The organism is Kineococcus rubinsiae (assembly GCF_011839805.1).
In the GTDB taxonomy this organism is placed as follows: domain Bacteria; phylum Actinomycetota; class Actinomycetes; order Actinomycetales; family Kineococcaceae; genus Kineococcus; species Kineococcus rubinsiae.
Genome location: NZ_VWPY01000015.1, coordinates 13,007 through 27,789 on the forward strand (window position 1 = coordinate 13,007; position 14,783 = coordinate 27,789).

At 75.7% G+C, this 14,783-nt stretch carries 15 protein-coding genes; 7 read left to right on the top strand and 8 right to left on the bottom strand.

What is annotated here, in order from left to right; genetic code table 11:
• Positions 1–56: 56 nt before the first annotated feature.
• Entirely contained in the window at positions 57–554 is a 498-nt protein-coding gene (greA, locus tag F1544_RS09945; RefSeq protein ID WP_167584788.1) for a transcription elongation factor GreA, read from the bottom strand.
• 214 nt (positions 555–768) lie between these two features.
• Positions 769–1,194, bottom strand: coding sequence for a DUF4307 domain-containing protein (locus F1544_RS09950; RefSeq protein WP_167584789.1), 426 nt, complete (start codon positions 1,192–1,194; stop codon positions 769–771).
• A 142-nt stretch (positions 1,195–1,336) separates the two neighbouring features.
• On the opposite strand from F1544_RS09950, the gene mca reads away from it, so the two are divergent.
• Positions 1,337–2,233 carry a mycothiol conjugate amidase Mca gene (mca, locus tag F1544_RS09955; protein WP_167584791.1) on the top strand — a complete coding sequence of 299 codons (897 nt, stop codon included), beginning with the start codon at positions 1,337–1,339 and terminating at the stop codon, positions 2,231–2,233.
• Entirely contained in the window at positions 2,230–2,547 is a 318-nt protein-coding gene (locus F1544_RS09960; protein WP_167584793.1) for a hypothetical protein, read from the top strand. The genes mca and F1544_RS09960 overlap by 4 nt, the downstream gene beginning before the upstream one ends.
• Positions 2,548–2,568: 21 nt before the next feature.
• Here the strand turns inward: F1544_RS09960 and F1544_RS09965 are convergent, their stop codons facing one another.
• Positions 2,569–3,501: a Gfo/Idh/MocA family protein gene (locus F1544_RS09965; RefSeq protein WP_167584795.1), complete on the bottom strand. Its 933-nt coding sequence runs from the start codon at positions 3,499–3,501 to the stop codon at positions 2,569–2,571.
• 84 nt (positions 3,502–3,585) lie between these two features.
• Here F1544_RS09965 and F1544_RS09970 point away from each other — a divergent pair, with 84 nt between their 5' ends.
• Positions 3,586–4,710, top strand: a complete 1,125-nt coding sequence (locus tag F1544_RS09970; protein ID WP_167584797.1) for a serine hydrolase domain-containing protein — start codon at positions 3,586–3,588, stop codon at positions 4,708–4,710.
• Positions 4,711–4,725: 15 nt separating this feature from the next.
• Here F1544_RS09970 and trhA read toward each other — a convergent pair whose 3' ends face one another.
• Positions 4,726–5,439: a PAQR family membrane homeostasis protein TrhA gene (trhA, locus tag F1544_RS09975; RefSeq protein ID WP_167584799.1), complete on the bottom strand. Its 714-nt coding sequence runs from the start codon at positions 5,437–5,439 to the stop codon at positions 4,726–4,728.
• A 75-nt stretch (positions 5,440–5,514) separates the two neighbouring features.
• On the opposite strand from trhA, the gene F1544_RS09980 reads away from it, so the two are divergent.
• The 3 genes from F1544_RS09980 to F1544_RS23455 all read left to right on the top strand — a co-directional run bounded on the left by F1544_RS09980 (position 5,515) and on the right by F1544_RS23455 (position 9,020).
• Positions 5,515–6,276: an isoprenyl transferase gene (locus F1544_RS09980; RefSeq protein ID WP_167584801.1), complete on the top strand. Its 762-nt coding sequence runs from the start codon at positions 5,515–5,517 to the stop codon at positions 6,274–6,276.
• A 276-nt stretch (positions 6,277–6,552) separates the two neighbouring features.
• A complete protein-coding gene (gene phoH2, locus F1544_RS09985; RefSeq protein WP_167584803.1) occupies positions 6,553–7,935 on the top strand; it encodes an RNA 5'-3' helicase PhoH2 in 1,383 nt (460 codons plus the stop codon).
• A gap of 386 nt (positions 7,936–8,321) precedes the next feature.
• On the top strand, positions 8,322–9,020 hold the full coding sequence (locus F1544_RS23455) for an aggregation-promoting factor C-terminal-like domain-containing protein (RefSeq protein ID WP_208971625.1): 699 nt from the start codon (positions 8,322–8,324) through the stop codon (positions 9,018–9,020).
• A gap of 126 nt (positions 9,021–9,146) precedes the next feature.
• Here the strand turns inward: F1544_RS23455 and F1544_RS09995 are convergent, their stop codons facing one another.
• Positions 9,147–10,034: a DUF2470 domain-containing protein gene (locus tag F1544_RS09995; RefSeq protein ID WP_167584805.1), complete on the bottom strand. Its 888-nt coding sequence runs from the start codon at positions 10,032–10,034 to the stop codon at positions 9,147–9,149.
• Positions 10,035–10,204: 170 nt separating this feature from the next.
• Between F1544_RS09995 and rpsD the strand changes: the two genes are divergently transcribed.
• Complete coding sequence (gene rpsD / locus F1544_RS10000; protein ID WP_166607132.1) at positions 10,205–10,813, top strand: 30S ribosomal protein S4; 609 nt, start codon at positions 10,205–10,207, stop codon at positions 10,811–10,813.
• Positions 10,814–11,013: 200 nt separating this feature from the next.
• Here the strand turns inward: rpsD and F1544_RS10005 are convergent, their stop codons facing one another.
• The 3 genes from F1544_RS10005 to F1544_RS10015 form a co-directional block, all read right to left on the bottom strand.
• The gene (locus tag F1544_RS10005) at positions 11,014–12,633 is read right to left on the bottom strand and encodes a Na+/H+ antiporter (protein WP_167584807.1); all 1,620 of its coding nucleotides are present in this window, start codon (positions 12,631–12,633) and stop codon (positions 11,014–11,016) included.
• 107 nt (positions 12,634–12,740) lie between these two features.
• Entirely contained in the window at positions 12,741–13,112 is a 372-nt protein-coding gene (locus F1544_RS10010; protein WP_167584809.1) for a VOC family protein, read from the bottom strand.
• Between the two features lie 87 nt (positions 13,113–13,199).
• Positions 13,200–14,636 carry a class II fumarate hydratase gene (locus F1544_RS10015; RefSeq protein ID WP_167584811.1) on the bottom strand — a complete coding sequence of 479 codons (1,437 nt, stop codon included), beginning with the start codon at positions 14,634–14,636 and terminating at the stop codon, positions 13,200–13,202.
• Positions 14,637–14,783: the final 147 nt, after the last annotated feature.

Genomic DNA, 14,783 nt, shown 5'->3' on the forward strand with positions numbered 1-14,783 from the left:
CCCGGGACCCGGACGGGTCCCGGGGCGCGGTCCTGCCCGGCGGCGGCGCGCGGTGCTCAGCCCGTGAAGGGCTCCGTGCTGATGATCCGGACCGGGACCTTCGCGCCGTTCGGCGCGGTGTAGCTGACCTCGGTCCCCGGCTGCTGGCCGATGATGGCCGCGCCCAGGGGCGACTTCTCGCTGTAGACGTCGAGGCCGGCGCCGTCGCCCACCTCGCGGCTGCCGAGCAGGAAGCGCATCTCGTCGCCGGCCAGCTCGACCGTGACGACGGACCCGAGGGTCACCTCGCCCGCGACCGACGCCGCCGCGGAGCCCACCTGGGCGGTCTCGAGGAGCTGGCGGAGCTGGCGGATGCGCAGCTCCTGCTTGCCCTGCTCCTCCTTCGCCGCGTGGTAGCCGGCGTTCTCCTTGAGGTCGCCCTCCTCGCGGGCCTGCTCGATGCGCTTGGCGAGCTCGCTGCGGCCCTCACCGGAGAGACGGTCGTACTCGGCCTTGAGCCGGTCGAAGGCGTCCTGGGTCAGCCAGGTGACGCTCCCGCTGGTCGTCTCGCTCACGATGACTCCTCCATGCTGGTGGACCGGCTCACCCGGGTGGTGAGCGGTCCGCGGTACCGGGGCCGCCTGCGGCCCCAAAGACCGAGTCGCCCGTCCCGCGCGCGGCGGGAGAGCGACTCGAACGGCAACCGTAGCCGCTCGCGGGGCGGCCCTGCACCGCTTCGCGCGACCCGCCCAGACCGTTCGACTCAGCCGCCCCGCCCAGCCCCGCTGCTCAGCCGCCGACCTGGACGCACCCCTGCACGCCGACGGTCACGGCCCGCGCCGTCGTGCGGACGTCGGTGGTCTGCTCGACGTCGCGCTCGGTGCCCGCGGGGATGTCGACCTGGGCGAGGCCCACCTCGGTCGAGGCGTCGTCGAGGGCCTGCACGGTGCAGCGCACCGCCGTGCCGGGGCTGCGGGTCACGGAGTAGCGGATCTCCGCCGTCGTGTCGTCGAGGATCCGGTGGCTGATCTCCGTGGCCGAGGGGCCGGAGGACTGCGCGACGGCGACCCACACGAAGTAGGCCGTCAGCAGGGCGCCGCCCAGCAGGGCCGCGACGAGGGGCCCGGGACGGCGCCACCAGGGCCGGCCGCCGTGGCGGCGGCCGTAGCGCTCGTCGAGGGAGTCCCCCGCGTCGAGGCGGGCGTCGTCGGGCACGGGGCGCTCCCGGTGGTCGTGGTCCCCACCCGATCGGCGAGGATGGACCCCGATGGTCGCACCCCGGCCGCCGCGCCCCGACGACCGGGCGGGCACCGGCCGGGGCCGACGACGACGGACGTGCAGTGCGAGAGGAGCAGAGGTGGCGGAGAGGTTGCGGCTGATGGCCGTGCACGCCCACCCGGACGACGAGTCCAGCAAGGGGGCGGCCTCCATGGCGCGCTACGCGGCCGAGGGCGTCGACGTCCTCGTCGTGTCGTGCACCGGGGGTGAGCGGGGCGACGTGCTGAACCCCCGCCTGCAGGGGGACCCGCGGATGCTGCGGGACATGGCCGAGTACCGGCGGCGCGAGATGGCCGAGGCCGCGCGCGTGCTCGGGGTCCAGCACCGCTGGCTGGGCTACGTGGACTCCGGGCTGCCCGAGGGCGACCCGCTCCCGCCGCTGCCCGCGGGCTGCTTCGCCCTGGAGCCCGAGGAGTTCACCGTGGACGCCCTCGTGCACGTGGTGCGGGAGTTCCGGCCGCACGTCATGACGACGTACGACGAGTCGGGGGGCTACCCCCACCCCGACCACATCATGACCCACGTGGTGAGCCGGGCGGCGTTCGACGCCGCGGCCGACCCGGAGCGGTTCCCGAAGGCCGGCCCCGCGTGGCAGACGTCGAAGCTCTACTACCACGCGAGCTTCTCGCGGGACCGGATGACGACCTTCCACCAGGCCATGCTCGACCGGGGCCTGGAGTCGCCGTTCGCCGAGTGGATGAAGCGCTGGGAGGAGTCGGGCGTGCCGCGCCAGGAGCTGGAGATCACGACGCGCGTCGAGTGCGCCGACTGGTTCCCCGCGCGCGACCAGGCCCTGCTGGCCCACGCCACGCAGATCGACCCGGACGGCTGGTTCTTCAAGGTGCCGATGGACCTGCAGCGCGAGCTGTGGTCGACGGAGGACTACTCCCTCGCCCTGTCCCACGTCCCGACGACGACCCCCGAGGACGACCTCTTCGCCGGCCTGCGCGAGACGGCGGGCGGGAGCCCCGGGTGAGGACGGCCGCGCTGCTGCTGGCGGCGACCCCGTCGCCGACCACGACGACCACCCCCAAGGTGGACGCCGACCTGGTCACGCCGGGGCTCTGGGGCTTCGTCCTGCTGTTCTTCCTGGCGCTCGCGGTCTACTTCCTGGGCCGCAGCATGGCCCGGCGGGTGCGGCGCGTGAACCAGCGCGCGCGCCTCGAGGCCGAGCTGCAGGAGGCCGAGGCTTCCGATGAGGGGCCCGGCGAGGGCGCGGGGAGCGGCGGGCACGAGCGGCTCGACACCTCGGCGGCCGTCGCGGACGAGGACCCGCCCGCCCCGCGCTGAGGCGTCGGGCGGTGTGGTCCCTCAGCGGGGCACCGTCGTCGCGCGCTCGGCGAGCGGCCGGGCCAGGTGCCCGGCCACCGCGCTCAGCACGGCGACGGTGTCGCGGCCGTCGGCGGCCCCCGCGGGGTGCTCCCGGCCGCTGAGGGCGGCCGCGCGCAGGTCGTCGACGGCCCGCGCGAACCCCTCCTGGGGCGTCCCGGTGAACCACGGCATCTCGTGCCGGCCGCCGGGGCCCCAGACGATCGCCGACGGCCCGCCGATCCCGGGCGGGGCCGTGCCGGTGAGAGACATCGCGGTGCTCGCCCCGCCCGCGTGCTCGGCGAGCACGGTGACGGCGTCGCGGACGCCCCGGGCGGCGGTGACCCGCTCGACCGGCGGCAGCAGCGCCCCGAGCACCGACAGCGCGTGCGGGCCCGCGTCCCACAGACCACCGTGCTCGCGCCGCCACGGCGAGTCCCGGAACGGGCTGCCGGGGGCGTCGATGCTCCCGCCCCAGCGCACGAGCGCCCCCTCCCACGGCCCGTGCCGCACCGCCAGCTCCCGCAGCCGGTCGAGCCAGTCCGTGATGTCCGGCTGGAACAGGTAGGTCACGTTCACCACCGAGGCGACGCCCGCCTCCCGCGTGGCCGCGAGCACCGCGTCCGCGGCCGCGAGCTCGAGCGCGACGGGCTTCTCCAGCAGCAGGTGCCGCCCCGCCCGCGCGGCGCGGACGGCCAGCGGGGCCTGCACGTCCGGCGGCAGCGCGATGCTCACGGCGTCCACCGCGGCCAGCAGCTCGTCGAGGTCGGCGAAGCCCCGCCCGCCCGCCTCGGCGGCCGCCGCGTCCGCCTTGGCGCGGTCGCGCCCCCAGAACCCGACGAGCTCGACGTCGGGGTGCGCGGCCAGCGCCGCGCCGTGGCACCAGCGGGCCCAGTAGCCCGTGCCGAGGACGCCGAACCGGCGGGGTGCGCTCACGGGGGACAGCCTGCCGCAGCCGTACCGCTCAGTTCGGGAACCGGGCCGGGTCGGAGGGGCACGCACCCGACCGCAGGAGGACCCGTGGACCGCTTCGCCCCCGCGCGCCGCGCGCTCGACGACCAGGTCACCGCCGGGCGCTTCCCCGGCTACGTGCTCGCCACCCGCGCCGGCGGCCGGGACGAGGTGCGCGCCGGCGGCTGCGACGCCGTCGACGGGGAGCCCCTGCGGCCCGACGCCCGGTTCCGCACGGCCTCGATCACCAAGCCGGTCGGGGCGGCGCTGGCCCTCGCGCTCGCCGACGACGGCGTGCTCGACCTCGACGCGCCGGTGGCGACCTGGCTGCCGGAGCTCGCCGAGCCCCGCGTCCTCCTCGATCCGGCCGGGCCGCTGGACGCCACCGAGCCCGCGCACCGTCCCGTCCTCGTGCGCGACCTCCTGCTCCTGACGCCCGGGTTCGGCTACGTCCCGCAGGACGGGCCGCTGCCCCGGGCGATGGAGGAGGCGGGCCTCGGGCCCTCCGGCGGGGCGCCCGGGATGTCGCCCGACGAGCACCTCGCGCGCCTCGCCGCCCTGCCGTTCGCGGCGCAGCCGGGGACCCGCTGGCTCTACCACACGGCCTTCGACGTCCTGGGCACCCTGCTCGCCCGGCGGACGGGCCGCGCCCTGCCGGACCTGCTGCAGGAGAGGCTGCTCGGGCCGCTGGGCCTGACGGCGACGGGCTTCTGGGCCGCCCCGTGGGACCTCGTGACGGCCTACCAGGTGGGGGCGGGCGGGCTGGAGGTCATCGACCCGCCCGACGGCGCCTGGGCCACGCCGCCGCGGTTCCCGTCGCTGGCCGCCGGCCTCGTGAGCACGGCCGCGGACCTGCTGACCTTCGCCGCGGCGGTGCGCGACGGCGGGCGCGGGGTGCTGTCCGGTGCGGCGGTGCGGCGGCTGACCACCGACCAGCTGAGCCCCGCGCAGCGCACGTCGGGGGCGCCGGTCCTCGACGAGGGGACGTCCTGGACCTGCGGGGCGGGGGTCGTCGTCGCCGAGGGTCAGGAGGTGGGCCGGCCCGGGACCTGGGGCTGGGCGGGCGGACTCGGAACGCACCTGTGGGCCGACCCGGTGCGCGACCTCGTCGTCGTCGTGCTCACGCAGGCGTGCTTCGACCACACCCCCGGCGGCGGGTTCGCGGGGTTCTGGCGGGCGCTCGCGGACGGCTGACGCGGCGCGGGGGCGTCAGGCGACCGCGTACGTCGCGATCGAGACGGCCGCGTAGTGCAGGGCGAAGGCCACGACCGTGCAGGCGTGGAAGATCTCGTGGAAGCCGAACCAGCGCGGGGCCGGGTCGGGGCGCTTCGTCCCGTAGACGACGGCCCCCGCGGTGTAGAGCACGCCGCCGGCGAGGACGAGGGCCGCGACGAGCCAGCCGCCGACGCGCGCGTACTCGCCCACGTAGCCGACCGAGGCCCAGCCGAGCAGGACGTACAGCGGCACGTACAGCCAGCGCGGGGCCCCGACCCAGAACACGCGGAACAGCACGCCCGCCACGGCCCCCGCCCAGACCACGGTCAGCAGGACCCGCGCCGTGCCCGCGGCCAGCATGGTCACCGCCAGCGGCGTCGCCGTGCCCGCGATGAGCAGGAAGATGTTGCTGTGGTCCAGGCGCTTGAGGCGCCCGTGGGCCGCGGCCGCCCACGGCAGCCGGTGGTAGAGGGCGCTCGTGCCGAACAGCAGGGCCGCGCTGGCGGCGAAGACCGCGGCGGCCGCGCGGCTGCCGTCCGTCGGCGCGAGGACGACGAGGACGACGCCCGCCACGAGGACCACGGGGAACGACCCCGCGTGCAGCCACCCCCGCAGCCGGGGCTTGTTGGCGCTGAGCGTCTCGGCCAGGTGCCGGCTCGCGAGGGGCGCCGGGGAGGTCGGCGGGGTGGCGAGGGGCTCGACCGGCATGCCGGGAGGCTACGTGACCCGGGTGGCCGATCGACGCCGATCGGCGTGGGGGACCGGGGTATAGCGTGAGCGCCGATGGCCCTCCACGAACTCCTCTACGGCGCGTACGGGCGGCTCCTGGAGCGGTCGCTGGACCGCTCCGCGCTGCCCCGCCACGTGGGGATCATCCTCGACGGCAACCGGCGCTGGGCGAAGGCCTTCGGCACCACCACGGCCCACGGCCACCGCGCCGGGGCGGACAAGATCCAGGAAGTCCTGCAGTGGTGCGACGACGAGGGCATCGAGGTCGTCACCCTCTACCTGCTGTCCACGGACAACCTGCACCGCCCGCAGGACGAGCTGGCCCCGCTCATCGAGATCGTGGAGGACGCCGTCGCCCGGGTGGCCGCCACGCGGCGCTGGAAGGTGCACCCCGTCGGCGCGCTGGACCTGCTGCCGCAGGAGACGGCGGACCGCATCCGCGAGCTGCAGCGCCAGACCGCCGACGTCGGCAAGGGCGTGGTCAACGTCGCGATCGGCTACGGCGGCCGGCAGGAGATCGCCGACGCCGTCCGCGCGCTGCTGCTGGAGCACGCGGCCAAGGGCACGAGCATCGAGCAGCTCGCCGAGGTCCTGCAGGTCGACCACATCGCCGCGCACCTCTACACCAAGGGCCAGCCCGACCCGGACCTCGTGATCCGGACGTCGGGGGAGCAGCGGCTGTCCGGGTTCCTGCTCTGGCAGAGCGCGCACTCGGAGTTCTACTTCTGCGAGGTCCTGTGGCCGGACTTCCGCAAGGTCGACTTCCTGCGGGCGCTGCGCGCCTACTCCGAGCGCGAGCGCCGCTTCGGCTCCTGAGCGGGCCCCCGCCGGACACCTGCGCGTCACCCGCCCGCCGTCCCCCGAACAGCCGCTGCCGTGCGTGTTCCGCCTCCGCGGCAGCGCGTCCGGGATAGCGTCGACGGTGTCGGGAGGCGCCCGCCGCCCGTACGGGAGGTCCTGGGTGCGCACGCTGTCCAGCACGGCCGAGGGGCCTCACCGCGCCTCGCCCGCACCCGCGACCTGAGGTCCCGGCCCCTTTGCCGAGGGGGGCCCGGGCGCTGGCCGCCGGGGCTCCCGAGACGGGAGACGTCCGTGGTCCAGAGCTCCGCCCCCACGCCGCACACCCCCACCGCGACCTCCACCGCGAACTCCGAGGCCCGCCCCGAGCCGGGCGACGGCCGCCGGACCTTCGTCCTCGACACCTCCGTCCTGCTGTCCGACCCGGGGGCGCTGACGCGCTTCGCGGAGCACGACGTGGTCCTGCCGATCGTCGTCGTGAGCGAGCTGGAGGGGAAGCGGCACCACCCCGAGCTCGGCTACTTCGCCCGGGAGGCGCTGCGCCGCCTGGACGACCTGCGCGTGGAGTTCGGCCGCCTCGACCAGCCGATGCCGCTGGGCGCGCAGGGCGGGACCCTGCGCGTGGAGCTCAACCACTCCGACGTCTCGACGCTGCCGGCCGGGCTGCGCGGCGGGTCGCTCGCCACCAGCGGGGACACCCGGATCCTCGCCGTGGCCCGCAACCTCGCCGACGAGGGCTTCGACGTCACGGTGGTCACCAAGGACGTGCCGCTGCGCGTGAAGGCGTCCGCGGTGGGCCTGACGGCGGACGAGTACCGCGCCGAGCTCGCGCCGGACTCGGGCTGGACCGGGGTGGCGGAGCTGACGGCGACGGCCGAGGAGGTCGGCGAGCTCTACGAGGCCGGGCGCATCGAGCACGCCGAGGCGCGGGAGATGCCCACCAACACGGGTGTCGTGCTGTCCTCCCCGCGCGGGCACGCGCTGGGCCGGGTCACCGCGGACAAGCAGCTGAAGCTGGTGCGCGGCGACCGCGAGGCGTTCGGCGTGCACGGGCGCTCGGCCGAGCAGCGCCTCGCCCTCGACCTGCTGCTGGACCCGGAGGTGAGCATCGTCTCCCTCGGCGGCCGGGCGGGGACGGGGAAGTCGGCGCTCGCGCTGTGCGCGGGGCTGGAGGCGGTGCTCGAGCGGCGCGAGCAGCGCAAGGTGGTCGTCTTCCGGCCGCTGTACGCCGTCGGCGGCCAGGACCTCGGCTACCTGCCGGGGTCGGAGGCCGAGAAGATGGGGCCGTGGGGGCAGGCCGTCTTCGACACGCTCGAGGCGCTGGTCAGCCCGGCCGTGGTCGAGGAGGTCATGCACCGCGGGATGCTCGAGGTGCTGCCGCTGACCCACATCCGCGGCCGGTCCCTGCACGACTCCTACGTGATCGTCGACGAGGCCCAGTCGCTCGAGCGCAACGTCCTGCTGACGGTGCTCTCGCGCATCGGCCAGGGCTCGAAGGTCGTCCTCACCCACGACGTCGCCCAGCGCGACAACCTGCGGGTGGGTCGCCACGACGGGGTCGCTGCCGTCGTGGAGGCGCTGAAGGGGCACCCGCTGTTCGCCCACGTCACGCTCACGCGCTCGGAGCGCTCGCCCGTCGCGGCGCTCGTCACGGAGCTCCTGGCGGACTTCCAGTAGGCGCCGGCGCAGGTCGTCGCGGGGAGGAGGGAACCTCCCCGCGACGCTTAGCGTCAAAACCTCGCCGAAGGGTGCGCAACGTGTGAGATGTTCCACATAAGTCGACGGATCGTTGCGGTCGCGTTACCTCGCTGTGACGAAACGGGGTCACCGGGTTTGCTTCGGCACCCGGTTCCGGGGCAACGTGCGCTCCCGACAGCACCCCCTGCGCCGGCGCGCCTCCCCTGGAGGACGCCCGGCGACGTCGGGACGAGGCCCCTCACCGGGCCGGCGTCCCGCCGGGACCCACGACCGGAGCGCCGCCCCCGCGGACCCGGACGGCCCGTTCGCGGAGGGGTGGACGCACTCGACCGGGCGTGGGCCGGGCGAACGAGGAGAGGTCCGGCTTGCCGACTCCCCCCCGCCACTCCCAGCACTCCGACCGCCCGGCCACCCGCCGCGACGGGCGCGCGACGCAGGCCGCCCGGCCGCGCCGCTGGACCCGCGCCGCCGCGCCCGGGGTCGTCGCCCTCGCCGCCGCCGTGCTCGCCGGCGCCTCGTTCAGCCAGGTGCCCGCCCCGCGGGCCGAGGCCGCGGTGCCGGACCACGTGATGCTGGCCGTGCAGGAGCAGGTGCAGACGGAGCGCGCGCAGGCGTGGTTCGACGCCTCCGCGCAGCGCGTGGCCACCAACGCCCGCCTGGCCGAGGAGGCCCGCCTCGCCGAGGAGGCCCGCCAGGCAGAGGCCGCGCGCCAGGCCGAGGAGGCCCGCGCGGCCGCCGCCGCCGAGGCCACCCGCAACGCGCTGCGCGACCCCCGCGGGGTCGCCCGGGTCATGGTCGCCGAGCGCGGCTGGGGCGAGGGGCAGTTCTCCTGCCTCGACTCGCTGTGGACCAAGGAGAGCGGCTGGAAGGTCAGCGCGGACAACCCCTCCTCCAGCGCCTACGGCATCCCGCAGGCCCTGCCCGGCAGCAAGATGGCCTCCGCCGGCGCCGACTGGGCGACCAACCCGGTCACGCAGATCGCCTGGGGCCTGGGCTACATCGAGAACCGCTACGGCACCCCGTGCTCCGCGTGGTCGCACTCGAAGTCGAGCAACTGGTACTGAGCACCACCCGCTGAGCCCGAGCCGCTGAGCCCGAGCCGCTGAGCCCGAGCCGCTGAGCACGACCGACGCCCGCCACCTCCCTCGGAGGGGACGGGCGTCCGTCGTGCCCGGGGCGTGCCGCGGACGTCAGCGGTGGGCGCCGGCCAGGGACTCGTGGCGCGCGCAGGGGCAGTCGAAGAGCCGGCAGAGCGCGGCGGGCAGCTCCTCCTCGCCGCGCACCGGGATGTCGAAGGCCGCCCGCAGCACGGTCGTCGAGGCGCCGATGGTGCACAGGACGTCCAGGCCGTGGCGGTCGGCGCCCACGACCGAGACCTCGCGGACCGCGCGGGCCGCCTCCAGCGGCAGCGTCCGCAGCACCCAGCCGACGAGCTCGTCGCCGTGGTGGGTCTCCAGGTGGGCGACCACGACGTCCTCGGTCTCGTAGAGGGGGTCGGGCGTGGCCGTCGTGACCTCCTCGTCGCCGACCACGTGCACGCCCTGCGGCGTGGTGACGCGGACCTCGCCGACCTCCAGGCGCCACAGCTGCTGCGTGCGGCCCACGTCGAGCAGGGCGCCCAGCGGGCGGGCCGACGCGGCCGCCTGCGCCACGCGGCGCTCGTCGGCGGCGGGCACGGGCAGGACCCAGCCGGTCACGGTCAGCCGGGCGCGGGGGAGCGAGGCCTGGCCCGGCGGCACGTCCAGCACGTCGAGGACGACGGGGACGCCCAGGTCGCCCGCCTGCGCGCCGAGCTCCTGCAGGCGCTCGTGCAGGGCGGCGCCGCGCTCGAGGAGCAGCAGCAGGTCGCCGTGGGCGTCGGTGAGGTGGGTGACGGGCAGCGACTCGGTGCGCGTCTCCCCGCGCCGCGCACCCCGGCCGGTCGCCGCACCGGGCAGGTGCTCGCCCTCGCCGCGGGTGGTGCGCGGCAGGTGCAGCGTGCCGGGGACCGTGCCCCGGGCCAGCGTGCGCGCCCACTGGGCGGGGGTCGTGCGGGCCGCGGCGCCGCTCCCGGCGGGGCCGCCGGCGGTCGGGGGCACCCCCTGCGAGGCCGTAGAGTTGGACGCGGTGCGCTCCGAACGTCCGTCGGATGCCGTGGTCCATCGGGTCACGTGTGTCTCCTCGGAGCGCGATCGTCCTGGTCTGACGTGGAAGCGTCGTCGAGCTGATCTCGACTGAGGCCAGGCTAACCTTACGATCTGGAGGAAGAATGAACAACGCTCGTCCCAAGGTGCGCATCAGCCGCGCCCTGGGTGTGGCCCTCACACCCAAGGCCGCCCGGTACATGGACCGTCGTCCGTACCCGCCGGGCATGCACGGCCGCAAGCAGCGCAAGGCGTCGGACTACGCCACGCAGCTGCGCGAGAAGCAGCGCCTGCGCTTCCAGTACGACGTCAGCGAGACCCAGCTGCGTCGTGCCTACGACCTCGCCAAGCGCAAGCCGGGCAAGACGGGCCAGAACCTCGTCACCCTGCTCGAGACCCGTCTCGACGCGGTGATCTGGCGCTCCGGCTTCGCCCGCACCATCTACCAGGCTCGCCAGATGGTCGTGCACCGCCACATCGTGGTCGACGGCCGTCGCGTCGACCGTCCGTCCTACCGGGTCGTCCCCGGCCAGGTCGTCGAGGTCGCCCCCCGCAGCAAGACGAAGACGCCGTTCATCGTGGCGTCCGAGGGCGGCTGGGCCGACAACGAGATCCCGGGCTGGCTCGACGTCAAGCGCGACGAGCTCTCCTCGACCATCCTCGCGCTGCCGGTGCGGGAGCAGATCCCCGTGACCTGCGACGAGCAGCTGGTCGTCGAGTACTACTCGCGGTGATCCACCCGGCCTGAGTCCTCGCGGACCCGGGCCGGCACCACGACGCCGGAGGGCGCCGGTCCCGTCTCGGGGCCGGCGCCCTCCGGCGTTCCCGGGCCCCTCGGCCGGGCGGGCGTGGCGACGCCCGTGGCGGCAGGCGTCCGGTGGCCCCGGCGACCGTCTGCCTGCCGCGACGCACGTCGCGCCGCGGGCCGCGGCCGTCAGAGCCGGGGCGACCCGCGGTGGGTGAGGGCGGCCTCGTCGAGGTCGAGCTGCTCCAGCAGGTCCCGGACGGCGTCCTCCGCGACGTGGCCGTCCTCCTGCGCCTGCACGAGTGCGGCCCGCTGCGCGGTGATCATCGCGCGGCGGACCTGCACCGCGCGGGTCGCGGCGCGCCGGCCGGTCACGGCGTCGTCGGAGTCGTCGGCGTCCTCCTCGCGCAGCGCGGCGAGCCGGTCCATCCGCTGCGCGACGGCGTCCACGACCTGCCGCTCCCCGGCGGACTCGGCCTGCTCCCGGGCGGCCGCGAGGATGCGGTGGTTGCTGCCCGTGGCGACCTCGCGCGCCCGGCGGCGCTGCTCCTCCTGCCACGCCCGCTCCTCGGGGACGTCGAGGTCGAGGCGCCGGATGAGCCGGGGCAGGGTCGAGCCCTGCAGCAGCAGGGTGCCGACGGCGACGAGGAAGGCGATCACCTGCAGGTCGGCGCGGTGCGGGAAGGGGGTGCCGTCGCCCAGCTGCGCGGGGATACCGGCCGCGGCCGCCAGGGTCACGACCCCGCGCATGCCCGTCCACGCGATGACGACGTCCTCGCGCCGGCCGTAGTGGCGGCCGTCGGGGGAGAACCGGCCGCCCAGCACCTCCCGCATCAGCACCCCGCCGAGCAGCACCCAGGCGACCCGCACGAGCACGACCCCCACGAGCACGGCCAGGCCGCCCAGGAGCAGCTCGCCGGTGCGGGAGCCGTCCTGCGCGGCGTCCTCGAGCAGGAAGCGCAGCTGCAGCCCGAGGTAGGCGAACACGAAGGCCTCGAGCAGGACGTCGAGGACGTTCCACACGTCGCGCTCGGCGATGCGCGTGGCGTACACGGCGCGCACCGAGCGGCGCGAGAGCGCGAACCCGGCCGCGACGACCGCCAGCACCCCGGACGCCTCCAGCGCCTCCGCGACGGCGTAGGCCGTGAAGGGCAGCAGGACCGCGAAGGCCGTCATGGTGGTCGGGCTCTCGATGCGGGTCCGCACCAGGTGCACGAGCCGGCCCAGCACCGCGCCGACGAGGATGCCGACGACCGCGCTGAAGAGGAAGTAGGGGATCAGCCCGTCGACGACGGTGTCCTCCCCGGTCACCCGCGCCGTCGTGACGGAGAACAGGGTGAGCGCCGCGGCGTCGTTGACGAGGCTCTCGCCCTTGAGGGTGTTCAGCACCCGCACCGGCAGCCCGAGCCGGCCCCCGATGGCCACGGCCGTCACGGCGTCGGGCGGGGAGACGACCGCCGCCAGGACCAGCGCCAGGGGGAGCGTCAGCCACGGCACGGCCCACGCGGCGAGGGCGCCGACGGCGGCCGTCGTGACGAGCACGAGCACCACGCCCAGGTTGGTGATCGAGCGCCAGCGGCGCTTGAAGCCGGACCACGAGAAGTCGGTGGTGGTCGAGAACAGCAGCGGCGGCAGGACCACCGACAGGATGACGTCGGGGGACAGTTCCAGCCGCGGCAGGCCCGGGACGAAGGACACCACGGCCCCCGCGACCGCCAGGACCAGCGGGGCCTGCAGGCCCCGGCGGTCGGCGAGGATGGTCAGCGCGAGCGCGCCGAGGACGACGAGGAGCACCTGCGGGACGAGCACCGGGCCAGTCTGCCGGGACCCCCGCCGGCCCGCCCGGGCGAGCAGCGGTGCCGCCCGGCGGCCGCGGTCCCCGACGGCAGCTCAGGCAGGGGGCTCAGGGAGGGGGCTCAGACGCTGGCGTCGACCACCGGCTCGGCGGGGAGCACGACGCACCACTCGTTGCCCTCCGGGTCCAGCAGGATCTGGAAGGAGCCGGCGTCGTCGCTCTGCACGTCCCCGACGCGGACCGCGCCGGCCTCCTCCGCCGCGGCCGTGGCCGCGGCGACGTCCTCCACGAGCACGTCGACGTGCAGGCGGTTCTTGCCCCGCTTCGGCTCGGGCACGAGCTGGAAGGCCAGCCGCGTCCAGCCGGGCGGGTCGACGTAGGCCCACGCGTCGTCGCGCGAGCGGGGTTCACCGCCCAGCACCTGCGCCCAGAACCCCGCCAGCACCAGGGGTTCCGCGCAGTCCACCACGACCTCGTCGACGCGTCCGATCACAGCGCCGACCCTAGGACGGCCCCGGCTCCCGCGCCCGTGGTGCGCGCCGCCCCGCCGCGCCCGGCCCGGGCACGGCGGGGGAGCGGGTCAGGCCTTCTTCGGCGACGTCATCGACATGACGTCCAGCGCCGTGTCGAGCTGCTCCTCGGTGACGTCGCCGCGCTCGACGAAGCCCAGGGCCACCACGGCCTCGCGGACGGTGAGGCCCTCGGCGACGGCGTGCTTGGCGACCTTCGCGGCGGACTCGTAGCCGATGGCGCGGTTGAGCGGCGTGACGATCGAGGGCGAGGACTCCGCGTAGCGGCGGCACTGCTCCACGTCGGCCTCGAGCCCGTCGACCGTGCGGTCGGCGAGCAGCCGGGCCGCGTTGCCCAGCAGTCGCGTGGACTCCAGGACGTTGCGCGCCATGACGGGGATCTGGACGTTCAGCTCGAAGGCGCCGCTGGCCCCGGCCCAGGCGACGGTGGCGTCGTTGCCGACGACCTGCGCGCAGACCATGAGGACGGCCTCGGGCACGACGGGGTTCACCTTGCCGGGCATGATCGAGGAGCCGGGCTGCAGATCGGGCAGCCGCAGCTCGCCCAGGCCCGTGCGCGGGCCGGAGCCCATCCACCGCAGGTCGTTGCAGACCTTGGTGAGGCTCACCGCGACGGTGCGCAGCGCGCCGGACAGCTCGACGAGGGCGTCGCGCGCGCCCTGGGCCTCGAAGTGGTCCTCCGCCTCGGTCAGGGGCAGGCCCGTGTCCTCGGCCAGCAGCTCGATGACGCGCTGCGGGAAGCCGGGCGGGGTGTTGATGCCCGTGCCGACAGCGGTGCCGCCCAGCGGGACCTCGGCGACGCGGGGGACCGTGGCCTGCACGCGCTGCACGCCCCGGCGCACCTGCGCGGCGTAGCCCGCGAACTCCTGGCCCAGCGTCACGGGGGTCGCGTCCATGAGGTGGGTGCGCCCGGACTTCACGACCTCGGCCCACTCGCCCGCCTTGCGCCGCAGGGACGCCTCGAGGTGCTCCAGCGCCGGGACGAGCTCCCGCACGACCGCCGACGTCGCGGCGACGTGGACGGAGGTGGGGAAGACGTCGTTGGAGGACTGCGACGCGTTGACGTGGTCGTTGGGGTGCACGGGGCTGCCGAGGCGCTCCGTGGCGAGCGTGGCGATGACCTCGTTGGCGTTCATGTTCGACGACGTGCCGGAGCCGGTCTGGAAGATGTCGACGGGGAACTCCCCGTCCCAGCGGCCGGTCGCGACCTCCTCGGCGGCGGCGGCCACCGCCTCGGCGACGTCGCGCGCCAGGACGCCCAGCTCGGCGTTCGCCGTCGCCGCGGCCTTCTTGATCCGGGCGAGCGCCTCGATGTGCGAGCGCTCCAGCCCGGTGCCGGAGAGCGGGAAGTTCTCCACGGCCCGCTGGGTCTGCGCGCGCCACTTGGCGGCGGCGGGGACCCGGACCTCCCCCATGGTGTCGTGCTCGATGCGGAACTCGGTGCTGCCCTCGGCGGGCACGCCGCTCGTCAGGTCATCGGTGGCCATGGGCTCATCCTGCCGTGTCCGTCCCCGCGCGCGTCACGGGTGGTGGTGCCCGCGGCCCGCGAGGACCGGCGTCCGAACGCGCCGCAACGGTCGGATCACGATGCACCCTTTTCTGGATCTTCACCTGGCCCCACCCGTGCGTCAGGT

What these genes read in the sequence shown, in the direction of transcription:
- trhA (WP_167584799.1), bottom strand. Translation starts at nt 5,439, where the DNA reads ATGCCGGTCGAGCCCCTCGCCACCCCGCCGACCTCCCCGGCGCCCCTC.
- F1544_RS09980 (WP_167584801.1), top strand. Translation starts at nt 5,515, where the DNA reads ATGGCCCTCCACGAACTCCTCTACGGCGCGTACGGGCGGCTCCTGGAG.
- rpsD (WP_166607132.1), top strand. Translation starts at nt 10,205, where the DNA reads ATGAACAACGCTCGTCCCAAGGTGCGCATCAGCCGCGCCCTGGGTGTG.
- F1544_RS10015 (WP_167584811.1), bottom strand. Translation starts at nt 14,636, where the DNA reads ATGGCCACCGATGACCTGACGAGCGGCGTGCCCGCCGAGGGCAGCACC.